Annotated in this window: 21 protein-coding genes; 15 read left to right on the top strand and 6 right to left on the bottom strand. The window is 66.2% G+C overall.

Going from position 1 to position 20,945, the window contains the following annotated elements:
* The first annotated feature begins 155 nt into the window (after window positions 1-155).
* From sdhC to AmiPiv_RS22285, 7 genes are all read left to right on the top strand, one after another.
* On the top strand, window positions 156-566 hold the full coding sequence (gene sdhC, locus AmiPiv_RS22255; RefSeq protein ID WP_340040965.1) for a succinate dehydrogenase, cytochrome b556 subunit: 411 nt from the start codon (window positions 156-158) through the stop codon (window positions 564-566).
* A gap of 1 nt (window position 567) precedes the next feature.
* Window positions 568-963 carry a succinate dehydrogenase, hydrophobic membrane anchor protein gene (gene sdhD, locus AmiPiv_RS22260; RefSeq protein WP_340040967.1) on the top strand — a complete coding sequence of 132 codons (396 nt, stop codon included), beginning with the start codon at window positions 568-570 and terminating at the stop codon, window positions 961-963.
* A gap of 4 nt (window positions 964-967) precedes the next feature.
* Complete coding sequence (gene sdhA, locus AmiPiv_RS22265; protein WP_340040969.1) at window positions 968-2,803, top strand: succinate dehydrogenase flavoprotein subunit; 1,836 nt, start codon at window positions 968-970, stop codon at window positions 2,801-2,803.
* Between the two features lie 3 nt (window positions 2,804-2,806).
* Complete coding sequence (locus AmiPiv_RS22270) at window positions 2,807-3,250, top strand: DUF3052 domain-containing protein (RefSeq protein ID WP_340040971.1); 444 nt, start codon at window positions 2,807-2,809, stop codon at window positions 3,248-3,250.
* Between the two features lie 10 nt (window positions 3,251-3,260).
* Window positions 3,261-4,040 (top strand): succinate dehydrogenase iron-sulfur subunit, encoded by a 780-nt coding sequence (locus tag AmiPiv_RS22275; RefSeq protein WP_340040973.1) that lies wholly within the window; start codon window positions 3,261-3,263, stop codon window positions 4,038-4,040.
* 11 nt (window positions 4,041-4,051) lie between these two features.
* Window positions 4,052-5,131 (top strand): glycosyltransferase family 4 protein, encoded by a 1,080-nt coding sequence (locus AmiPiv_RS22280; protein ID WP_340040975.1) that lies wholly within the window; start codon window positions 4,052-4,054, stop codon window positions 5,129-5,131.
* Window positions 5,132-5,218: 87 nt separating this feature from the next.
* Entirely contained in the window at window positions 5,219-5,860 is a 642-nt protein-coding gene (locus tag AmiPiv_RS22285) for a YceH family protein (RefSeq protein ID WP_340040977.1), read from the top strand.
* A gap of 368 nt (window positions 5,861-6,228) precedes the next feature.
* On the opposite strand, the gene AmiPiv_RS22290 is transcribed toward AmiPiv_RS22285, so the two are convergent.
* Window positions 6,229-7,344, bottom strand: coding sequence for a Glu/Leu/Phe/Val family dehydrogenase (locus tag AmiPiv_RS22290; protein ID WP_340040979.1), 1,116 nt, complete (start codon window positions 7,342-7,344; stop codon window positions 6,229-6,231).
* 272 nt (window positions 7,345-7,616) lie between these two features.
* Window positions 7,617-7,769, bottom strand: coding sequence for a hypothetical protein (locus AmiPiv_RS22295; protein WP_340040981.1), 153 nt, complete (start codon window positions 7,767-7,769; stop codon window positions 7,617-7,619).
* A gap of 177 nt (window positions 7,770-7,946) precedes the next feature.
* On the opposite strand from AmiPiv_RS22295, the gene AmiPiv_RS22300 reads away from it, so the two are divergent.
* The gene (locus AmiPiv_RS22300; RefSeq protein ID WP_340040983.1) at window positions 7,947-8,921 is read left to right on the top strand and encodes an AraC family transcriptional regulator; all 975 of its coding nucleotides are present in this window, start codon (window positions 7,947-7,949) and stop codon (window positions 8,919-8,921) included.
* A gap of 42 nt (window positions 8,922-8,963) precedes the next feature.
* Here AmiPiv_RS22300 and AmiPiv_RS22305 read toward each other — a convergent pair whose 3' ends face one another.
* Window positions 8,964-9,389 carry an OsmC family protein gene (locus AmiPiv_RS22305; RefSeq protein WP_340040985.1) on the bottom strand — a complete coding sequence of 142 codons (426 nt, stop codon included), beginning with the start codon at window positions 9,387-9,389 and terminating at the stop codon, window positions 8,964-8,966.
* Between the two features lie 186 nt (window positions 9,390-9,575).
* Entirely contained in the window at window positions 9,576-10,838 is a 1,263-nt protein-coding gene (locus AmiPiv_RS22310) for a ubiquinone biosynthesis hydroxylase (protein ID WP_340040987.1), read from the bottom strand.
* A 92-nt stretch (window positions 10,839-10,930) separates the two neighbouring features.
* Between AmiPiv_RS22310 and AmiPiv_RS22315 the strand changes: the two genes are divergently transcribed.
* The 7 genes from AmiPiv_RS22315 (at window position 10,931) to xth (ending at window position 19,465) form a co-directional block, all read left to right on the top strand.
* A complete protein-coding gene (locus AmiPiv_RS22315) occupies window positions 10,931-11,803 on the top strand; it encodes an acyl-CoA thioesterase (RefSeq protein WP_340040989.1) in 873 nt (290 codons plus the stop codon).
* 222 nt (window positions 11,804-12,025) lie between these two features.
* Complete coding sequence (locus AmiPiv_RS22320; protein WP_340040991.1) at window positions 12,026-12,364, top strand: P-II family nitrogen regulator; 339 nt, start codon at window positions 12,026-12,028, stop codon at window positions 12,362-12,364.
* A 27-nt stretch (window positions 12,365-12,391) separates the two neighbouring features.
* Window positions 12,392-13,819, top strand: a complete 1,428-nt coding sequence (locus AmiPiv_RS22325; protein ID WP_340040993.1) for an ammonium transporter — start codon at window positions 12,392-12,394, stop codon at window positions 13,817-13,819.
* Between the two features lie 222 nt (window positions 13,820-14,041).
* Window positions 14,042-14,959: a hypothetical protein gene (locus AmiPiv_RS22330; protein WP_340040995.1), complete on the top strand. Its 918-nt coding sequence runs from the start codon at window positions 14,042-14,044 to the stop codon at window positions 14,957-14,959.
* A 152-nt stretch (window positions 14,960-15,111) separates the two neighbouring features.
* Window positions 15,112-17,760, top strand: coding sequence for an FtsK/SpoIIIE family DNA translocase (locus AmiPiv_RS22335; protein ID WP_340040997.1), 2,649 nt, complete (start codon window positions 15,112-15,114; stop codon window positions 17,758-17,760).
* A gap of 118 nt (window positions 17,761-17,878) precedes the next feature.
* Window positions 17,879-18,535, top strand: coding sequence for an outer membrane lipoprotein carrier protein LolA (locus tag AmiPiv_RS22340; RefSeq protein ID WP_445206991.1), 657 nt, complete (start codon window positions 17,879-17,881; stop codon window positions 18,533-18,535).
* Between the two features lie 123 nt (window positions 18,536-18,658).
* Window positions 18,659-19,465 carry an exodeoxyribonuclease III gene (gene xth / locus AmiPiv_RS22345; RefSeq protein WP_340040999.1) on the top strand — a complete coding sequence of 269 codons (807 nt, stop codon included), beginning with the start codon at window positions 18,659-18,661 and terminating at the stop codon, window positions 19,463-19,465.
* Window positions 19,466-19,604: 139 nt separating this feature from the next.
* On the opposite strand, the gene AmiPiv_RS22350 is transcribed toward xth, so the two are convergent.
* Together AmiPiv_RS22350 and AmiPiv_RS22355 are read right to left on the bottom strand one after the other, a co-directional pair.
* Window positions 19,605-20,060, bottom strand: coding sequence for a Crp/Fnr family transcriptional regulator (locus tag AmiPiv_RS22350; RefSeq protein WP_340041001.1), 456 nt, complete (start codon window positions 20,058-20,060; stop codon window positions 19,605-19,607).
* Window positions 20,061-20,134: 74 nt separating this feature from the next.
* A complete protein-coding gene (locus AmiPiv_RS22355; RefSeq protein ID WP_340041003.1) occupies window positions 20,135-20,818 on the bottom strand; it encodes a response regulator transcription factor in 684 nt (227 codons plus the stop codon).
* Between the last annotated feature and the right edge of the window lie 127 nt (window positions 20,819-20,945).

A 20,945-nucleotide genomic window follows, 5' to 3' on the forward strand; every position in this document is an offset into this window, starting at 1 on the left:
AAGGCGCAATGCGACTAAATATGTGCGCCAGAACGGTTTTCCGACTTTGACGCGGTGCAAAAACCGCATTAGAAAGCGCCCATTCCGACGTCGCAAAACGGTGCGACGACGCCGTATTCAAACATAGCCACGCTCGGATGCAGACCGGGGGAGCCATGAGCAAATCACAAGCAACCCAATCGCGAGCGCGGCCGCTGTCGCCGCACCTGACCATCTATCGCCCGCCGATCACGATGACGACGTCGATCATCCATCGCATCACCGGCGCGGCGCTCTACTTCGGCACGCTTCTGGTGGCCTGGTGGCTGGTGGCGGCGGCGACGTCGCAGGAGTATTTCGACTTCGTCAACGGGATCTACGGCAGCTGGTTCGGCCGGATCGTGCTGCTGGGCTACACCTGGGCGCTGATGCAGCACCTGCTGGGCGGCATCCGCCACCTGATCTGGGATACCGGCGCGGGGCTCGAGAAGCACACCGCCTCCAAGCTCGCATGGGCGACCGTCGTCGGCGCGGTGCTGCTGACGCTGCTGGTCTGGATCGTCGGCTACATGGTGCGGGGAGCCTGAGATGAGCGGCAACAACAAAGACATGCGCACCCCGCTCGGCAAGGTCCGCGGCCTGGGCTCCGCCCGCGAGGGCACCGAGCATTTCTGGCGCCAGCGCCTGACGGCGGTCGCCAACGTGCCGCTGATGCTGTTCTTCGTCGGCCTCCTGGTCGTGCTCAACGGCGCCGACTACGCCGCCGTGCGGGCGACGCTCGCCAACCCGCTCGTGGCGCTGGTCATGGCGCTGGTGCTGATCTCGGGCCTCTACCACATGCGCCTCGGCATGCAGGTCATCATCGAGGACTACGTGCATGGCGAGGGCACCAAGGTCGCGCTCATCATGCTCAACACTTTCTTTACCATAGCGGTCGGCGTGGCTTCGCTCTTCGCCCTGCTCAAGATGGCATTCGGAGGCTGATACGGTGGCCAAGGACGGCAAGAGCGGAGCAGCTTCCGCCTATACCTACGTCGATCACAAGTTCGACGTCGTTGTGGTCGGCGCCGGCGGCGCGGGCCTGCGCGCCACGCTCGGCATGGCCGAGCAGGGGCTGAGGACGGCCTGCATCACCAAGGTGTTCCCGACCCGCTCGCACACGGTGGCCGCGCAGGGCGGCATCGCCGCGTCGCTGCAGAACATGGGCCCGGACTCGTGGCAGTGGCACCTCTACGACACCGTCAAGGGCTCGGACTGGCTCGGCGACGTGGACGCGATGGAATATCTGGCGCGCGAGGCGCCGGCGGCCGTCTACGAGCTCGAGCATTACGGCGTGCCGTTCTCGCGCACAGAGGACGGCAAGATCTACCAGCGCCCCTTCGGCGGCCACATGATGAACTATGGCGACGGCCCGCCCGTGCAGCGCACCTGCGCTGCCGCCGACCGCACCGGCCATGCCATCCTGCACACGCTCTACGGCCAGTCGCTGAAGAACAACGCCCAGTTCTTCATCGAGTATTTCGCGCTCGACCTGATCATGGAGCCGGACGGCACCTGCACCGGCGTCGTGGCCTGGAACCTCGACGACGGCACCATCCACCGGTTCTCGGCGAAGATGGTGGTGCTGGCCACCGGCGGCTACGGCCGCGCCTATTTCTCCGCCACCTCGGCGCACACCTGCACCGGCGACGGCGGCGGCATGGCGGTGCGTGCCGGCCTGCCGCTGCAGGACATGGAGTTCGTGCAGTTCCATCCGACCGGCATCTACGGTTCGGGCTGCCTGATCACCGAGGGCGCCCGCGGCGAGGGCGGCTACCTGGTCAATTCCGAGGGCGAGCGCTTCATGGAGCGCTACGCACCGTCGGCCAAGGACCTCGCCTCGCGCGACGTGGTTTCGCGCTGCATGACGCTGGAAATCCGCGACGGCCGCGGCGTGGGCAAGAACAAGGACCACATCTTCCTGCACCTCGACCACCTCGATCCGGCGGTGCTGCACGAGCGGCTGCCGGGCATCTCGGAATCGGCGAAGATCTTCGCCGGCGTCGACGTGACCCGCGAGCCGATCCCGGTGCTGCCGACGGTCCACTACAACATGGGCGGCATCCCGACCAACTTCTGGGGCGAGGTGCTGAACCCGACCAAGGACAACCCCGACCGCGTGTCGCCCGGCCTGATGGCCGTCGGCGAAGCCGGCTGCGCCTCGGTGCACGGGGCTAACCGCCTCGGCTCGAACTCGCTGATCGACCTCGTGGTGTTCGGCCGCGCCGCCGCCATCCGCGCCGGCCAGGTGGTCGACCGCAACGCGCCGATCCCCGCGCCGAACGCGGCCTCGGTCGAGAAGATCATGGACCGGTTCGACCGCCTGCGTTACGCCAATGGCGGCACGCCGACGGCCAGCTTGCGCGAAAAGATGCAGCGCGCCATGCAGGAAGACGCCGCCGTGTTCCGCACGCAGGAATCGCTCGAACAGGGGTGCAAGCGCATCTCCCAGATCTGGGGCGAGCTCAAGGACGTCAAGGTCTTCGACCGCTCGATGATCTGGAACTCGGACCTGGTGGAGACGCTGGAGCTCGAGAACCTGATGGCCAACGCCATCGCCACCGTCTATGGCGCCGAAGCCCGCAAGGAAAGCCGCGGGGCGCACGCCCGCGAGGACTTCTCGGCGCGCGACGACCAGAACTGGCGCGTGCACACGCTGGCCAATGTCGCCGAGGACGGCAAGGTGACGCTCAACTACCGGCCGGTTCACACCGAGCCGCTGCTCAAGGAAGAAGACGGCGGCATCAGCCTCGCCAAGATCGCGCCGAAGGCGCGCGTGTACTGAGCCATGGCGCTGCCGGCGGCAGGATACTCGCCAACGCCACTTGCGGCCAAACTCGGCCTCAAGGACGGGCAGAGCGTGGTGTTCGTCGACCTGCCGGAGGAACTCGGCGAACTGGCTTTTTCGCGCGATTTTGCGGCGAGGAAGCTGACCGACTGGCCGGGCATCGATGCGGCAGGCGAGAGCCACGACGTGGTTCATGCTTTCACCAGGCGCCGTGCCGACCTCGACGGCAACGCCGAGACATTCAAGAAGATGATCGCGCCTGACGGCGCGGTCTGGATCTCCTGGCCCAAGAAAGCGTCGAAGATCGCGACCGACATCACCGAGGATGTCATCCGCGACGTGGCGCTGCCCAAGGGGCTGGTGGACGTAAAGGTCTGTGCCGTGGATGCCGTGTGGAGCGGGCTCAAGCTCGTGATCCGCAAGGAACTCCGCGCCAAGATGTGAGGAACCGATCGTGGTCGAACTAGCACTCCCCAAGAATTCGCAGATCCGCGAGGGCAAGACCTGGCCGAAGCCGGCGGGCGCGACCAATCTGCGCGAATACCGGATCTACCGCTGGTCGCCCGACGATGGCGAGAACCCGAGCATCGACACCTATTTCGTCGATGTCGACGACTGCGGCCCGATGGTGCTCGACCACCTGCTCTACATCAAGAACAAGATCGACCCGACGCTGACCTTGCGCCGCTCCTGCCGCGAAGGCATCTGCGGCTCCTGCGCCATGAACATCGACGGTTCGAACACACTCGCCTGCACCAAGGGCTGCGACGACATCTCGGGCGCGGTCAAGATCTACCCGCTGCCGCACATGCCGGTGGTCAAGGACCTGGTCCCCGACCTCACCAACTTCTACGCCCAGCACCGCTCGATCGAGCCATGGCTGAAGACGGTGTCGCCGGAGCCGGCGAAGGAATGGCTGCAGAGCCATGAGGACCGCCAGAAGCTCGACGGCCTCTACGAATGCATCCTATGCGCCTGCTGCTCGACCTCGTGCCCGAGCTACTGGTGGAACGGCGACCGCTATCTCGGCCCGGCCGTGCTGCTGCAGGCCTATCGCTGGCTGATCGACAGCCGCGACGAGGCCACGGGCGAGCGCCTCGACAATCTCGAGGATCCGTTCCGGCTCTACCGCTGCCACACGATCATGAACTGCGCCCAGACCTGCCCCAAGGGCTTGAACCCGGCCAAGGCGATCGCCGAGATCAAGAAGATGATGGTCGAGCGCCGCGTCTAATCCGGGTCTCCATGCGCGTTCTCCTTGTATCCGAGGATCCTGCACATTTAGACACCCCCATCCTTCCCCATCTGGAGGCGCTGGGGGTCTCCTTTCGTTTCGTTTACCTTGGGGCGCTGCGTAAAGCCGGAAATAGCGGCCTGGCTGGCAAGTTGCGCCGCTACATGCCTGGCTCGAACATCGTCAACGCGATCAAGGCAGCCGTTGCGGAATTTTCGCCCGACATCGTGCATATCGGCCTTGGCCGCACCGTAGCACTTCCCGTGATGCTTGCCCTTCGCGGTACGCCGAGGGTGCCCGTCGTGTTCGCCCACGGCGCCATCGATGGGCTGAACATCCTCAGCCCCTTCGACTGGGCGACCTATTTCAACCGGCGCGTCACCCGGCTGCTGCTGCCCTCGCGCGCCCATGTGAACAATTGGATGGGCCGGCAGATATTCCGGCGCCTCATCGATCCGGGCCGCTGCCACGTCCATCCGCATCCGATCGAGGTCCTGCCATCGCTCAGTGAAGTCGAGCGCGGCGCATTGCGTGCTGGTTTCGGCCTGGGCGCCGACGACATCGTCATCGGAACGGTTTGCTCGATTCGTCGGATCAAGAACCTGGCTTTCGTCGCCGATCTCGTCCGGCGCATGGGCCCTCCCTTCGTGTTCGCCGTCGTGGGCAGCGGGTCGGAGGCCGAGACTGCCCTGATCAAGCAGGCCGGCGGCGACCGCCTGAGGCTTCTCGGCAGGATTCCCGATGCCCGGCGGATGATGTCGGCCTTCGACATCTACGTCACCCCGACCCGGCTGCCTGGCGAGTCGTTCGGCCTGGCGCCCGCCGAGGCCATGGCCGCGGGCGTGCCTGTGGTGACGATGAATTTCGGCGGGACGGCCGAGATCGTCGAACACGGCCTTTCTGGATTGACGCTACCGTTCAACCAGCACGCCTGGGTCCGAGCGCTGAAGCTGCTTGCCGACGACGAGGATCGCCGTCGCGCGATGGGGATGGCCGCGCGCGAACGGATCGCGGCACGTTTCTCGGCCGAGGCGATTGCCGGCAACTGCTACGACCTATACGTCAGTCTGATCGGCCAGAAAGCTTCGTAAGTAACTGTGCGCGCGGCCGTGCCGGATCGGCGCGGCCAGATCAAGAAGATGATGGTCGAACACCTGAGTAAGGCGAAAGCGACTGACATGACGGACACGGATCTTCCCCACCTCACTGCGGCCGAAGCCCGCGTGCTCGGCTGCCTGATCGAGAAGAAGGAACTGACGCCCGACGTTTATCCGATGACGTCGAACGCGCTGGTTGCCGCCGCCAACCAGAAGACGTCGCGCGAGCCGGTCATGGCCCTCGAGATGGTCGACATCACCAGGGCGCTCGGCACGTTGCAGGCGAAGGGGCTGGCCAAGCAGCAATTCGCCTCGCGCGTCGAGCGCTACGAACATCAGATGGCGCAGAAGTTCTCGCTGACGCGCAACCAGGGCGTTCTGATCGGCCTGCTTCTGCTGCGCGGACCGCAGACCGTCTATGAACTGCTCGCCCGCGCCGAGCGCATGGCGAACTTCGCCGATGCCGACGCCGTGCGGGACGAACTCGACATGCTGATCGGCCGCAGGCCGGCGCTGGTCAAGGAGATCGGCCGCGCACCCGGCCAGCGCGAGGATCGCTTCGCGCATCTCCTGTCCGGCGATGTCGAGGCTGCGGTCGTCATCACGACAAGCCGGGCGCCGAGCGCCGCCTCGCCTGTCGTTTCGGAGCTCGAGGAACGCGTCCGTGTCCTGGAAGAGGAAGTGGCGGCGCTGAAGGCGCGGCTCGACGCAGTCGGCGCATAGGCGCGCGGCGGAAAGATTGAAAATGGCCCGGTTGCGGAAGCAGCCGGGCCATTGGATGCCCCCTTCTCCCCTTGCGGGAGAAGGTGGCTTGGCGAGCAGCGCCAAGCCGGATGAGGGGTGTTGGAAGAATCGGGAAGGTGGAGGAGCGGGCACTGATGAGGGCAGCCGAGATGCCGCGTTCCGGCCAGCACCCCTCATCCGCCCCTCCGGGGCACCTTCTCCCACAAGGGGAGAAGGGGAGGTCGCGTTGGCCCGGGCCTCCGCCATGGCTCCGGGCGTTCGTCGTTGGAAAAGCCAAATCGTTGGCTTTTCCTGGCCTGCGGCCACCACTCCTCACCCCACGAGGGGAGAAGGCATAAGCCGGCGCCTTACTTCCTCGCGGCCTCGACGATCTCGCGGGCCATGGCCTCGGCGACGTCGTCGGTGGTGCGGCCCTCGCGCTCGGCGCGCTCGAAGATCTTCGTCAGCGTCTTGGCGATCTTCTCGACGCGCGGCATCACCGCCTCGACGCTGTAGCCGCCGTCGGCCATCTCGGCCGCCACGTTGATGACGCCGCCGGCGTTGATGACGTAGTCCGGCGCGTAGAGGATGCCCTTCTCGACCAGGCGCTGGCCGTCCTCGGCCGTCGCCAGCTGGTTGTTGGCGGCGCCGGCAACGATCCCGGCCTTGAGCAGCGGGATGGTTTCAGCCGAGAGCATACCGCCCAGCGCGCAGGGCGCGAAGATATCGACGTCGGCGGCGACGATGGCGTTGCCCTCGACGATCGTTGCACCGAGCGTCTCGGCGGCGCGGGCGGTGCGGGCCGGGTCGAGATCGGAGACGGTCAGGACGGCGCCTTCGGCATGCAGCTTGCGGCAGAGCGACCAGCCGACCGAGCCAAGGCCCTGGACGGCGACGCGGACGCCCTTGAGGTCGTCGCTGCCCTTGCGATGGCGCAGCGCTGCCTTGAGGCCGAAAAAGGTGCCTTGGGCGGTGAACGGCGAGGGATTGCCGCTGCCGCCCCTGGTGGTGCCGGCGACATTGGGTGCGCGCTCGGCGAGGAAGTCGGCGTCGGCAAGCGTCATGCCGACGTCCTCCGCGGTGATGTACTGGCCAACCAGCGTGTCGAGCATCTCGGCATAGGCCTCGAGCATGGCCGGCGCCTTGTCGGTCTTCGCGTCGGCGATGATGACCGCCTTGCCGCCGCCGAGCGGCAGGCCGGCGATGGCCGACTTGAAGGTCATGCCGCGCGACAGGCGCAGTGCATCGGTGAGCCCGGCCTCGAAGCTGACATGGGGCCAGATGCGGGTGCCGCCCAGCGCCGGGCCGAGGACGGTGGAATGTATGGAGACGATGGCGATCAGCCCGCGCACGGTATCGCGGCCGAGCCAGACCTGCTCGTGGGCGTCGAAGGCCGGGAGACGTGCTGCTTCGGCGGTGATGTCGGTGATTTCGAGGGTCGTCGCGCCGGCGACTTCGTGGCGCGGTTTCAGGACGTTCAGCATGAGGGTTCCTCCCGGTGAGCTGGTCCCTGGAGGCTAAACTTTTTGGACGATCTTTGGTTTCGAAGTGCGGGCGCGGCACGGTCGCGCATTGCGCCCGGCTGCCTTGCCGCGCAACAAACGCAAAGACAGCTCCAAGGAGAGGGTGGCCGGACGCGGGTCTGCCCCCCACGCGCCCGGCCTGCCGGCTGGCGGATTGCCACTGCCCTGGCATCCGCTGCAGCCAGACTCCTGCGACCGGCGGCGAAGCCCGCCGCCGTCTTCGAGGACTGCGCTCAGGCCTCGGGTTCGTTCTCCTCCTTCGGCCGGCGTTTCCCGCCCGGTTCCGGCAGCTTGCCGCCGAGTGCCATGGGGGCGAGGAAGGCACGCGGGTTGAAGCCCGCCGCGGCGAGCGCCGCCAGCGTCTTCCAGAACTGCAGGCAGTACATGTGCGTTTCCTCGGACCGACCACATCGACTGGCGGGGCAAGCTAGACGGATGGCGATGCCCATTCTTGGACTGCGCGGCCCCATCTCCGGGCCTCGGCGGTACCGGCTTGACCTATCCGTCAGCGCGAAATAGAAGGTGAATCTGCCCGCCATGGTTGTATGATGTCGAGTAAGCCAATGACGAAATCCGACGGGCAGTCCTTCTCATTCCGCGTGCTCACCGACGAGCTTCCGCCGCAGGACCGGCTCGCGGTCCTGCGCGAGGTCTATGGCCGCACGATCCTCAAGGCCGAGCTCGCACCGGTGGACGATGCGCCGGTACACATCGACATGCAGGTTCGCCTGCTGCCCGGCGTGGGGATCGCCACAGGCACCGCCTCGCCGATCAGGGTGGCGGTGCGCAAGGAGGCGATCGACAACGACGACGTGATCCTGCTGGCCGCGCTGTCGGGTGGCAGCCACATGCAGATCGGCAGCTTCGAGGAGAGCATCCGCCCGGGCTGCGCGATGTTCGTGCCCGGCGGGCGGGTGGGCGCCAACGTGACCCGGCTCGGCTTCAGCTACATAAACCTGCGCTTCGAGCGGAAGGCGCTGCAGCCGCTGCTCGGCGACGTGACGAAGATGCTGATGCGGCCCATTCCGATCAACCAGGGGCCGATGCAGCTTCTGATCAGCTACGCGACTGCCCTGCAGAAGCTGGACGAGCCGCTGCCGGGCAACATGGCGCGCATGGTTTCGAGCCATCTGCTCGACCTGACGGCGCTGACGCTCGGGGCGGAACGCGACGCCGAGCAGGTGGCGCTGGGGCGCGGCCTGCGCGCGGCGCGGCTGGCGGCAATCAAGGCGGACATTGCCGCCCGGACGGAGCTGCGCGGGCTTTCGGCCGAGGCGATCGCGGCGGAGCACAAGCTGTCGCCGCGCTACGTGCGCAAGCTGTTCGAAAGCGAGGGGCTGTCGTTCACCGAATTCGCACTCGGCCAGAAGCTGACGCGGGCTCATCGCATGCTGGCCGATCCGCTGTGGACGCAGCGCAGCATCACCGACATCGCCTACGAGGCCGGGTTCAACGACCTGTCATACTTCAACCGGGCGTTCCGCAGGCGCTTCGACGCGACGCCCTCGGAGATCAGGGCGGCCGTGCTCGCCGCCTGAAGGCGAGGCGAGGGCGCCGGCCGGACCGGCGCCCCAGAAGGCTCAGGCGAGCCTGGCGTCGAGCGAGACGTTGATGGCGCCGAGGGCCTTGGAGACGGGGCAGTTCTCCTTCGCCTTGGTGGCGAGTTCCTGGAACTTGGCGCTGTCGATGCCGGGCACGGTGCCGACGAGGGTGAGCGCGCTCTCGGTGATGCCGGTGCCGGGGATCAGCGTCACGACCGCCTGAGCGTCGAGCTTGTCGGCCGGCGTGCCGTTCTCGGCGAGGAAGTGCGACAGCTGCATGGCAAAGCAGCCGGCGTGGGCGGCGGCGATCAGCTCTTCGGGATTGGTGCCCGACTTGCCGGTTTCATCCTCGAAGCGTGCCTTGAACGAATAAGGCTGGCCCTTGAGTGCACCGCTCTGGGTGTCGAGCGTTCCCGAACCTTCCTTCAGATTGCCTTTCCAGACGGCGTTGGCGCTGTGCTTCATGACGTTCTCCCTGATTGCTGACTGTGGGCCAGGTGCGGCGACCGGGGAAGACTATAGCGCCGCCCGGCGCGGCTGCCAGCATCCGAGCCGCAACGAAAACAGCGAGGCACGAAAAAACTGTCTTGCGAAAATGTCGGCTTGTTTTCGCGGCCGGCTTCGCTCCGGCCGCCCGGATGTCGACGCAGCCTAGATCGCCTCGCCCTTGAGCAGGCGCGGCGTCTCGCCGGTCGTGCCGGAAGCCTGGCGGATGAAGTATTCCTTGAGCCGCGGGACTCGGTCGACGAGGCCGAGACCGAAGTCGCGCAGCGCACGGACGGGGGCGATGTCGTTGGAGAACAGACGGTTGAGGACGTCGGTGGTGACCCCCATGCGCACCGTGTCGAAGCGGCGCCAGACCTCGTAGCGCTCGAGCACGTCGATCGCGCCGATGTCCTGGCCGAGCCGGTCGGCCTCGACGATGGTTTCGGCGAGTGCCGCGGCATCCTTGAAGCCGAGGTTGAGGCCCTGGCCGGCGATCGGGTGGATGCCGTGGGCGGCGTCGCCGGCGAGCGCGAATCGCGGCGCCACGAAGGCGCGCGCCAGCGTCAGCCCCAGCGGCCAGGCGCGCGGCTTGTCCTCGACGCGGATCTCGCCGAGCTTGAGCCCGAAGCGCTGCTCAAGCTCGATCTCGAAGACGAAGGGATCGCCCTTGACCAGCTTGTCGGCATCCTCGGTGCGCTCGTTCCAGACGATGGAGGAGCGGTTGACGCCTTCCTTGGTGGGCTTGAGCGGCAGCGTGGCGAAGGGGCCGGCGGGCAGGAAATGCTCCTCGGCGCGGCCGTTGTGGGGCCGTTCGTGGGCAACCGTGCAGACGATGCCGGACTGGCCGTACTCCCAGCGCACGGTCTTGATGCCGGCCATGTCGCGCAGCCTGGAGTTGACGCCGTCGGCGGCGACCAGCAGGCGCGTGTCCATGCTGATGCCGTCGGCGAGGTGCACCCTGGCGGCGGCGGTGCCGGTCTCGAAGGCCTGGACGGCGACGCCCTCGATGATGTCGATGCCCAACTCGCCGGCACGGCGGCGCAGCGCGCCGTTGAGCACCCTGTTCTCGACCATGTGGGCGAAGGGTTCGCCCGGGGCGATCTCGCCGTCGAAGGTGAGGAAGACGGGGCGCACCGGATCGGCTGTCTTGGAATCGGTGATGACCATGTCGGTGATGGCCTGCGCCTCGGGCGCGATCTCCTCCCAGCAGCCGAGATGGTCGAGCATGCGGCAGGCGGCGGCGGCGATCGCCGAGGCGCGGCCGTCCTTGCGCCAGACCTCCGGCGGTGCGGCATCGACGATGGCGATGTGGAGGCTCGGACGCGCCTGCTTCATCGACACGGCGGTGGCGAGGCCGACATAGCCGGCACCCGCGACGAGCACGTCGAGCTGCGTCGATTTGTTGTCGTCACCGTCGCGCGTGGCCATGGCGGATCCTTCCTGCGTCAGGCTTCCCGCCTTGACTCGGCGGGGGCTTCCTGCTGGAAACCGGGTGTATTTCGTCCCGAGAAGGGGAACGCATGCCGGCCGCCATACAAGAGCTTCTCAGCATTCTCAATCTCGAGGAGCTGGAACACAACCTGTATCGTGGTCGCAGCCCGCAGGTGAAGTGGCAGCGCGTCTTCGGCGGCCAGACGATCGCCCAGGCGCTGGTGGCCGCGCAGCGCACCGTCGAGCCCGACCGGCACGTGCATTCGCTGCACGGCTACTTCATGCGCCCCGGCGACATCACCGTACCGATCGTCTACGAGGTCGACCGCATCCGCGACGGCTCGAGCTTCACCACGCGCCGCGTGGTGGCGATCCAGCACGGGCACGCGATCTTCTCGCTCGAAGCCTCGTTCCAGCTCGACGAGCCGGGCCTCGAATACCAGATGCCGATGCCGCTCGACGTGCCGGCGCCGGAGACGCTGAAGTCGCAGCGCGAGCTGTTGCAGGAGGCGAGCCACGTGCCCGACATGATCCGCATGTTCTGGGCCAAGGAGCGGCCGCTGGAGCTGAGGCCCGTCTATGCCGAGCACTATTCGAGCCGGGACAAGCTGCCGCCGCTGCAGAAGGTGTGGATCAGGCTGACCGGGCCGGTGCCGAACGACCGGGCAGTGCGCACGGCGGTGCTTGCCTATCTCTCCGACATGACGCTGCTTGATACGGCAACGTTTGCCCACGGGCGCGGCATTTTCGATCCCGACATCCAGGCGGCCAGCCTCGACCACGCCATGTGGTTCCATCGCGAGCATTCGCTGGACGGCTGGCTGCTCTACACCCAGGACAGCCCGTCGACCAGCGGGGCGCGCGGCTTCACGCGCGGGGCGATCTACGCCCAGGACGGCACGCTGATCGCTTCGGTGGCACAGGAAGGGCTGATCCGCCTGCGAACGAAGCCTACAACCTAGGCATTTTAGGAATTTTGCACATTATGTGAGCAGGTGCATTGCCGCCCGTGCGAACGCGTGCCTACGTCCGTGCTCTGTTTTCCTTCAATTTCAGTGATTTAGCCCATGCCAATGCAAACTGGCACGGAGCTTGAATCCCGTTTGTCACTCACCGGTGGCTTTCGGGTCCGCTGGGGATGACTGAAATCGCGGGGGACCCGCATCAGCAAGGGGTGAAACCTGATGAAAATCGTGATGGCTATCATCAAGCCGTTCAAGCTCGACGAGGTGCGCGAAGCGCTGACCAGCGTCGGAATCCAGGGCCTGACGGTCACCGAGGTCAAGGGCTACGGGCGCCAGAAGGGCCACACCGAAATCTATCGCGGCGCCGAATATGCCGTGAGCTTCCTTCCCAAGATCAAGATCGAGGTCGCCGTCTCGACCGACCTCGTCGACAAGGCGGTCGAAGCGATCACCGGTGCCGCCAAGACCGGGCAGATCGGCGACGGCAAGATCTTCGTCTTCGGCATCGACCAGGCCGTGCGCATCCGCACCGGCGAAACCGACACCGACGCGCTCTGAGCGGCCAGCAATCTCATGGAGACCTCGATGACAATTCCTTCCTCACTGAAGTCGGCGGCGCGCTCGGCGCTGCTCGGCACGCTCGCGCTTGGCGTCCTCGGCACGGTCGCCGCATTCGCCCAGGAGGCCGCCCCCGCCGCCGCTGCGGCCCCGGCGGCGCCTGCCTTCACCGTCGACAAGGGCGACACCACCTGGATGATGGTTTCGACCGTGCTCGTGCTGCTGATGACCGTGCCCGGCCTGGCGCTGTTCTACGGCGGCCTGGTGCGCGCCAAGAACATGCTGTCGGTGCTGATGCAGGTGTTCACCATCACCGCGGTGGTGATGATCATCTGGGTCACCTACGGCTACAGCCTCGCCTTCACGCCCGGCAATGCCTTCATCGGCGGCTTCTCGAAGGCCTTCCTGGCCGGGGTGGACGTGACCACCGTGTCCGAGACCTTCACCAAGGGCGTCGCCATTCCGGAGCTGGTCTTCGTCGTCTTCCAGATGACGTTCGCGGCCATCACGCCGGCGCTGATCGTCGGCGCCTTCGCCGAGCGCATCAAGTTCTCGGCGGTCATCCTGTTCACCATCCTGTGGGTAACGTTCGTCTACTTCCCGATCGCGCACATGGTGTGGTTCTGGGGCGGCCCGAGCGCCTATTCCGATCCGTCCGGCCTTATCTTCGGCTTCGGCGCCATCGACTTCGCCGGCGGCACCGTCGTGCACATCAATGCCGGCATGGCGGGCCTGGTCGGCGCGATCATGATCGGCAAGCGGGTCGGCTACATGCGGGACCTGATGGCACCGCATTCGATGACCTTGACGATGGTCGGCGCGTCGCTGCTGTGGGTCGGCTGGTTCGGCTTCAATGCCGGCTCCAACCTCGAGGCCAATGCCTACGCTGCGCTCGCCATGATCAACACCTTCGTGGCGACCGCCGCGGCGGCGGTGACCTGGATCGTGCTGGAGACGCTGCTGCGCGGCAAGGCCTCGATGCTGGGTGCGGTGTCGGGCGCCGTCGCCGGCCTCGTCGCCGTCACCCCGGCCGCCGGTTTCGCCGGCCCGATGGGCGCCATCGTGCTCGGCATCGTCGTCACCGCGATCTGCTACTTCTTCGTCTCGGTGGTGAAGAACAAGGTCGGCTACGACGACAGCCTCGACGTCTTCGGCATCCACTGCGTCGGCGGCATCTTCGGTGCGCTCGCCACCGGCATCCTGGTCAACCCGGCGCTCGGTGGCGCGGGCATCGTCGACTACTCGACCGCCGACTTCGCCGCGGGCTACGCCGGCGTGACCACGCAGCTCCTGGCCCAGGCCAAGGGCGTGCTGGTGACCCTGGCGTGGTCGGGCATCGGCAGCGCCATCCTCTACAAGGTCGTCGACATGGTGGTCGGCCTGCGCATCACCCCGGACGCAGAGCGCGAGGGCCTGGACCTCACCTCGCACGGCGAGGCGGCCTACCACGCCTAAGCACAGGTGGCGGCCGGAACAGGCCGCCGCATCCTCCCCATCCCGTCGTGCCCTCCGAATGGTGGTCACGCCTTGAGGCCCGGAGCGATCCGGGCCTCTTTTTTGCGGCAATGTCAGGTTCCGCACCGGCGGCCGAGAATTCCGCGAAGTTTCCGAGGTCCCTTGCTTTCGAAGAAGAACAATAAAATATGCATGCGGGCTAATTCGGGGGTGCGTGTGGGGATGAATATCGACCGCAAGCTGCGGCTGACCGCGGCTTTTGTTGGCGCGGGGACGCGGAAAGACCTTGCCGCGGCGTTCCGGCGAATCAATCCCGCGACCGCCTTCGACGTCGACCGGGCCGACAAATGGCTGCAGGGGCGCTCGACGCCGCGACAGTTCAGCGTCTACGACGACTGGATCAGGCTGCTCGACCTGCCGAAGACGGCGGACTGGATCGCCGACAGCGAACTGGAGACGTTCATCGCCGAAATCTGCCGGCATCACGGCCGCGACCGCCATCAGCTCGAGCGTCGGGCGCAGGCCTTCGGCAAGGCGCAGGCCAACGGACATGACGACAGGGGCGCCTCGCTTGCAGGCGCCTATGTCTGCTACTCGCATAGCTGGTCGCCTTATTTCCGCGGTCAATTGATCCGCGGCTCGATGCTGATCGAGCCGGAGCAGGGCCAACGGCTGGCGGCGACCTATACGGAAAACCTGCCGACGATGCGCCTGCAGATAAAGGGGCAGGTCACCATGACCAGGCGCAGCCTCTACATCCATATCGGCGGACCGGCCGACGACACGCATTTCTTCTGCGCGCTGTTTCCGTTTTCGCCGCCCGGCAGCGTGCTCGGCGGCTACCTGACGGGCACGACCGTGCTGGGGCCGGATTCTCAGCCTTCGGTGACGCGCATGGTGCTGGTGCGGCTCAAGGAGCCGGCCACACTCGACAATGCCGGCCTGGGCTATCTCGAGCCGGGAACGAGTATTCCGCAGGATCTCGAACGCTTCGACGTCAGGCTGGAGCAGCCCGACCTTGCCGAGGAGCACCTGCGGCAGTTCCTCACCCGCGACGGCAAGGGCGGGACCGACCAGATCGCCAAGGAGGACTTCCAGAAACTGGTCGACGTCTTCGATCGCGCCTGGCTGGGGCGATGAATTGGGCGCCGTGCCCGGCCGTCGAGGCCGCACGGCGTGAACGATGACTTAACCTTAATGCGGCCTTAACCTTCGCCCCGATAGTCTGGTTGCCGAATCTGCCCGCGACGCGTCCGCGCGTGGGCCAAAGGCATCTTTGGACGGGGACAAGCATGCGTTCTGGGGTTTCCTCACCGTTCGCGCTGACCGAGACGGGGCACGGCATCCAGGCATTCGCGCGACGGCAGGCAGGCCGCGCGGCCGGGCTGGGCCTTTTCGCCTTCGTCGCCTTCGGTCTTGCCGCGCTCGGCACCTGGAACGTCGCCGACCCCAGCTTCAGCCATGCCACGGACAATCCGGTTACCAACGCGATGGGCTATGCCGGCGCCGTCTTCGCCGACATCGCCATGCAGTTCTTCGGCCTCGCCGCGGTGGCAGCACTGGTGCCCGCGGTGATCTGGGGCGTGCTTTTCGCGACCGCGCGCGGCGTCGACCACATGCCCAGGCGCGGGCTTGCCTGGTTCGGCTCCGCGGTGCTTGCCGCCGCGATCTCGGGATGCGTCGGGGCGCCGCCCACCTGGCCGCTGCCGACCGGCCTCGGCGGCGTGTTCGGCGACATGGTGCTGAAAGTGCCCGGCCTCTTCCTCGGCGGCTATCCGACCGGACTGGTCGCAACGGTGATCGGCGTGCTGCTGCTGGCCCCGACGCTGTGGCTGTTTGCCTATGGCGCGGGCCTGCTCAAGCGCGAGAACGGATTTGCCGCGGTCCACGCCAAGCCCAAGCCGGACATGCGCGAACAGGATTTCGCCAGTTTCGACGAGGAGGACGAGGACGACAGCGAAGGTGTGCTGGCGCTCGGCGCCATCACCCATTGGTGGCTGTCGGCCAAGGCGTGGATGCGCCGCCGCGCCGCCAAGCGCCGCGAGGAAGAGGGCCTCGACCAGCCCGTCAGGCGCGAGAGCGCCTGGCGCCAGGCCGCCCAGCGCGTCGAGAAGGCGGAGCGGGCCGAAGCACGCGTCACCAGCGCCGGCCGCGCCCGGGTCGAGCCGGAGTTCTTCGCCCAGATGGTTTCGCATGACCGGTCGGTGTCGATCGATCCCGACGACCAGGACGTTTTCGGCGACGAGGACGATTTCGATCCGGTGACCGGAGAGATCCGTAGCGGCGGCGCGCAGGTGCAGAACTTCCGTTCGCCTCCCGGACAGGCATCCGCGCGTGTGGCGGGACCGGCGCCGCGGCCGGTTCCAGGCGCCCGGGTGCAGCGCGAGGCGCAGACCTCGCTGATCGGCTCCGACAAGTTCGAGATGCCGTCGCTGCACTTCCTTTCCGAGCCCAAGAACGTGGCGCGGGATGCGACCCTTTCCAAGGACGCGCTGGAACAGAACGCGCGGCTGCTCGAGGGCGTGCTCGAGGATTTCGGCGTCAAGGGCGAGATCATCCATGTCCGTCCGGGCCCGGTGGTGACGCTCTACGAGCTCGAGCCCGCGCCCGGCATCAAGTCGAGCCGCGTCATCGGCCTTGCCGACGACATCGCCCGCTCGATGAGCGCGATCGCCGCGCGCGTGGCCGTGGTTCCCGGGCGCAACGCCATCGGCATCGAGCTGCCCAACACCAAGCGCGAGACGGTCTACCTGCGCGAGATCATGGCCAGCCGCGACTTCGAGACGACCAAGGCCAAGCTGGCGCTGGCGCTCGGCAAGTCGATCAACGGCGAGGCGGTCATCGTCGACATCGCCAAGATGCCGCACGTGCTCGTCGCCGGCACCACCGGCTCGGGCAAGTCGGTGGCGATCAACACGATGATCCTGTCCTTGCTCTATCGCATGACGCCGCAGGAATGCCGGCTGATCATGATCGATCCGAAGATGCTGGAGCTTTCCGTCTATGACGGCATTCCGCACCTGCTCACCCCTGTCGTCACCGACCCGAAGAAGGCGGTGGTGGCGCTGAAGTGGACAGTGCGGGAGATGGAGGACCGCTATCGCAAGATGTCGAAGGTCGGCGTCCGCAACATCGACGGCTTCAATGCCCGGGTGGCTGCGGCCGACAAGAAGGGCGAGAGGATCTCGCGCACCGTGCAGACCGGCTTCGACCGCCAGACCGGCGAGGCGATCTACGAGACCGAGGATCTCGATCTCGAGCCGATGCCCTATATCGTCGTCATCATCGACGAGATGGCCGACCTGATGATGGTCGCCGGCAAGGACATCGAGGGTGCGGTGCAGCGCCTCGCGCAGATGGCGCGCGCCGCCGGCATCCACGTCATCATGGCGACGCAGCGTCCCTCGGTCGACGTCATCACCGGCACGATCAAGGCCAACTTCCCGACCCGCATCTCCTTCCAGGTGACGTCGAAGATCGACAGCCGCACCATCCTCGGCGAGCAGGGCGCCGAACAGCTGCTCGGCATGGGCGACATGCTCTACATGGCCGGCGGCGGCCGCATCCAGCGCGTGCACGGGCCCTTCGTCTCGGATGACGAGGTCGAGAAGGTGGTTGCCCATCTCAAGCTGCAGGGCGTGCCGGAATATCTCGACGCCATCACCGAGGACGACGGCGAGGACGAGGACGACCAGTCCTCGGGCCGCGGCGGCGGGGGCGGCGGCAATTTCGAGGATTCGGACGATCCCTACGACCAGGCGGTCGCCGTGGTGCTGCGCGACGGCAAGGCCTCGACCAGCTACATCCAGCGCCGTCTCGGCATCGGCTACAACCGCGCCGCCTCGATCATCGAGCGCATGGAGAAGGAAGGCATCGTGGGCGCGGCGAACCACGCCGGCAAGCGCGAGATCCTGGTGCCGACCGAAGACGACAAAATGTGAAGCCGGCGGAACCGGCGATCACGTTTTCGCGTTCGGAGGGCATGGCGTGAACCATGTCAAACTTCAGCCCTACTAAGTGCCGATAGAACCGTCGAACTGAAGTGAGAGAGTAACCGGCATGAACGACGACATTGGCACCATGACCCGCCGCCGCCTGCTTGGCTTCGCCGCCGCGATGGCCCTGACGGCCGCGCCGCTGATGGCGTTGCAGAGCCCGGCGCAGGCGGCGTCCGACGCCGCGCAGCGTATCGCCGACCACTTCTCCAGCGTGAAATCGATGTCGGGAGAGTTCGTCCAGTTCGGTCCGCGCGGCGAGCAGACCGGTGGCAAGTTCTTCCTCGAGCGCCCCGGCAAGATCCGCTTCAACTATGAGGCGCCGTCCAATTTCAAGGTGATCTCCGACGGCGAGTCGGTGGTGATCCTGAATTCGAAGATGCGGACCTCCGACCTCTATCCGCTGTCGAAGACGCCGCTGAAGCTGCTGCTCGACGACCGCATCGATCTCAGCGGCAACAAGGTCCAGAGCGTCGCCGAAGAGGACGACCTGACCACCATCAAGCTGTCCGACAAGCAGGTGTTCGGCAACTCGACCATCACCATGATGTTCGATCCCAAGACCTACGAGCTGCGCCAGTGGACGATCACCGATGCGCAGGGCAAGGACACCACCGTGATGGTGTTCAACGTCCAGCAGGGCGGCTCCTTCCCGGCCGACACCTTCAAGATCGACTACAAGCTCAACCGCGAACTCAACACCCGCAAGAAGAACGACTGACGCCGGAGCTGCGGCTTAGCTGTGGAAAGCGGCACGTCCTGCGCCGCGTGAGCCGCCGCGCCTTGTCTTTGCCGCGCCCTGCTGGCAGGTTCCGGCGCGAATTCCCGCCGGACGAAGCCAGCCATGCCCTTCTCGATAGCCACCTGGAACATCAACTCCGTGCGCCTGCGCATGCCTCTGGTCGAGCGCCTGCTGCTCGAAAAGGCGCCCGATGTCTTGTGCCTGCAGGAGACGAAATGCCCCGACGACCAGTTCCCCTCGGCGGCGTTCCGCAAGCTCGGCTACGAGCATATCGCCTTCCACGGCCAGAAGGGCTACCACGGCGTGGCGACGGTGGCGCGGCGGCCAATCGAGATCGTCGAGAAGCGGCGCTTCTGCGAGATCGACGACAGCCGCCACCTGTCGGTGCGCTTCGACGCCGGCGGCAAGAAGGTGACGCTGCACAATTTCTACGTGCCTGCTGGCGGCGACGAGCCCGATCCCGAGATCAACCCGAAGTTCCGCCACAAGCTCGACTTCGTCGCCGAGATGAACTCCATCCGCGCCGCTCACAATGACAGCTCGGCTTCGGTGCTGGTCGGCGATCTCAACATCGCTCCGCTCGAGCACGACGTGTGGTCGCACAAGCAGTTGCTCAACGTCGTCAGCCACACGCCGGTGGAGACCGAGAATTTCGAGGCGATGCGGAAGGCCGGCGACTGGGTCGACCTTATGCGCCTCAAAGTGCCGGACGACCAGAAGATCTACACCTGGTGGAGCTACCGGGCGAAGGACTGGGAACTGTCCGACCGCGGCCGCCGCCTCGACCATGTCTGGGCGTCGGCCAATCTCGCGCCGCGCCTTGCCGGCATCGACATCCTGCGCGAGGCACGCGGCTGGGAGCGGCCGTCGGATCATGTGCCGGTGATTGCGCGCTTCGATCTGGACTGACGCGGCAGGGGGCGTTGCCGCTATCCCGTATTGAGCGCGAAGTCGTCGCCGTAGCCCTCGTGGTTCGACAGGCTCACCATGAGAGCTACCGAGAGGCCTTCGCCAATCGCCAACCTTCAACGGGGCTAGGGCCAGAGCCCTATTTCCCGAACCTGGGCGCCATGCTCTCGATCCGCGCGATCATGTCCTGGAGGTCCTCGAGGATATGCTGGTGCAGGCGGGCCGCGACCTCGGGATACTCCTCGAGGATGCGGTGGAACATCTTGCGGTTGAGGCGGATGATTTCCGAATCGACCTCGGCGGCGGCGCTGGTCAGGCGCCTGGTGTCGGCGATGAGCGCCAGTTCGCCGAGCATGGCGCCAGGACCGGCGGAGCCGACTTCGGCGCGCGTTCCATCGATGTCGCGATACAGGCTGATTCGGCCGCTGACGACGACATAGGCGGAATCGGCCTCGTCTTCCTCGCGATAGAGCTTGCGGTCGGCGGGCAGATGGATGTTCTCCGCGCCGAAGGCGAGCAAGCGCAACTGCTCCTGGGTGAAGCCCTCGAACAGCCTCACGCCGGACAGGATGCGGATGTCGTCATCCAGCGCCATTACGTCCCCGACTTTTCAGACCGGTTTTCCCTCCCTGTCGTTTGCCGGCGGCCCCACCTGCCGCCAAGAACCGGTCAGGGGACCAGCTTGTATCCGCCGCTTTCTGTCACAAGTATTTCCGCATTGGAAGGATCGCGCTCGATCTTCTGCCGCAGCCGGTAGACATGGGTTTCCAGCGTGTGGGTCGTGACCCCGGAATTATATCCCCACACTTCTTCGAGAAGTACGTCGCGGGTCACCACTTTCTGGTCGGCCCGATACAGATATTTGATGATCGAGGCCTCCTTTTCGGTGAGCCTGACCTTGCCGCCGCGCGCGTCGATGAGCAGCTTCTGGCTCGGCTTGAAGGTGTAGGGCCCGACGGAGAAGGTGGCATCCTCGCTCTGTTCGTGCTGGCGCAGCTGGGCGCGGATGCGGGCGAGCAGGACCGCGAAGCGGAACGGCTTGGTGACGTAGTCGTTGGCGCCGGCCTCTAGGCCGAGGATCGTGTCCGAATCGGTGTCGTGGCCGGTGAGCATGATGATGGGCGCCTTGTAGCCGCCCTTGCGCAGGATCTTCACCGCCTCGCGGCCGTCCATGTCGGGCAGGCCGACGTCCATGATCAACAGGTCGATGATGCCGCCGCGCGCGACGTTGATGCCCTTTGCCGCGCTCGCTTCCTCAAGGACTTCGAACTCCTCGTAGAGCGCCAGCTGCTCGACGAGCGTGCCGCGCAGATCGTCGTCGTCGTCGACGATGAGGATGGTGCGTGAGGTCATGGATCAATCCGTTATTGAAGATCAGAATTCTGTTGACCGTAGACTATGGATGCGGAAGCTAGTCGCCACAACCGCCCGACGGGTGATTTGCTTCGGTTGGCGATCATACAAGAAAAATCAACGGCGT

The sequence above is a fragment of the Aminobacter sp. Piv2-1 genome (assembly GCF_037625995.1).
Taxonomy (GTDB): domain Bacteria; phylum Pseudomonadota; class Alphaproteobacteria; order Rhizobiales; family Rhizobiaceae; genus Aminobacter.

Coding starts and splice junctions, on each gene's coding strand:
- sdhC (WP_340040965.1), top strand. CDS start 156: ATGAGCAAATCACAAGCAACCCAATCGCGAGCGCGGCCGCTGTCGCCG.
- sdhD (WP_340040967.1), top strand. CDS start 568: ATGAGCGGCAACAACAAAGACATGCGCACCCCGCTCGGCAAGGTCCGC.
- AmiPiv_RS22270 (WP_340040971.1), top strand. CDS start 2,807: ATGGCGCTGCCGGCGGCAGGATACTCGCCAACGCCACTTGCGGCCAAA.
- AmiPiv_RS22280 (WP_340040975.1), top strand. CDS start 4,052: ATGCGCGTTCTCCTTGTATCCGAGGATCCTGCACATTTAGACACCCCC.
- AmiPiv_RS22285 (WP_340040977.1), top strand. CDS start 5,219: ATGACGGACACGGATCTTCCCCACCTCACTGCGGCCGAAGCCCGCGTG.
- AmiPiv_RS22290 (WP_340040979.1), bottom strand. CDS start 7,344: ATGCTGAACGTCCTGAAACCGCGCCACGAAGTCGCCGGCGCGACGACC.
- AmiPiv_RS22295 (WP_340040981.1), bottom strand. CDS start 7,769: ATGTACTGCCTGCAGTTCTGGAAGACGCTGGCGGCGCTCGCCGCGGCG.
- AmiPiv_RS22300 (WP_340040983.1), top strand. CDS start 7,947: ATGACGAAATCCGACGGGCAGTCCTTCTCATTCCGCGTGCTCACCGAC.
- AmiPiv_RS22305 (WP_340040985.1), bottom strand. CDS start 9,389: ATGAAGCACAGCGCCAACGCCGTCTGGAAAGGCAATCTGAAGGAAGGT.
- AmiPiv_RS22310 (WP_340040987.1), bottom strand. CDS start 10,838: ATGGCCACGCGCGACGGTGACGACAACAAATCGACGCAGCTCGACGTG.
- AmiPiv_RS22315 (WP_340040989.1), top strand. CDS start 10,931: ATGCCGGCCGCCATACAAGAGCTTCTCAGCATTCTCAATCTCGAGGAG.
- AmiPiv_RS22320 (WP_340040991.1), top strand. CDS start 12,026: ATGAAAATCGTGATGGCTATCATCAAGCCGTTCAAGCTCGACGAGGTG.
- AmiPiv_RS22325 (WP_340040993.1), top strand. CDS start 12,392: ATGACAATTCCTTCCTCACTGAAGTCGGCGGCGCGCTCGGCGCTGCTC.
- AmiPiv_RS22330 (WP_340040995.1), top strand. CDS start 14,042: ATGAATATCGACCGCAAGCTGCGGCTGACCGCGGCTTTTGTTGGCGCG.
- AmiPiv_RS22335 (WP_340040997.1), top strand. CDS start 15,112: ATGCGTTCTGGGGTTTCCTCACCGTTCGCGCTGACCGAGACGGGGCAC.
- AmiPiv_RS22340 (WP_445206991.1), top strand. CDS start 17,879: ATGAACGACGACATTGGCACCATGACCCGCCGCCGCCTGCTTGGCTTC.
- xth (WP_340040999.1), top strand. CDS start 18,659: ATGCCCTTCTCGATAGCCACCTGGAACATCAACTCCGTGCGCCTGCGC.
- AmiPiv_RS22350 (WP_340041001.1), bottom strand. CDS start 20,060: ATGGCGCTGGATGACGACATCCGCATCCTGTCCGGCGTGAGGCTGTTC.
- AmiPiv_RS22355 (WP_340041003.1), bottom strand. CDS start 20,818: ATGACCTCACGCACCATCCTCATCGTCGACGACGACGACGATCTGCGC.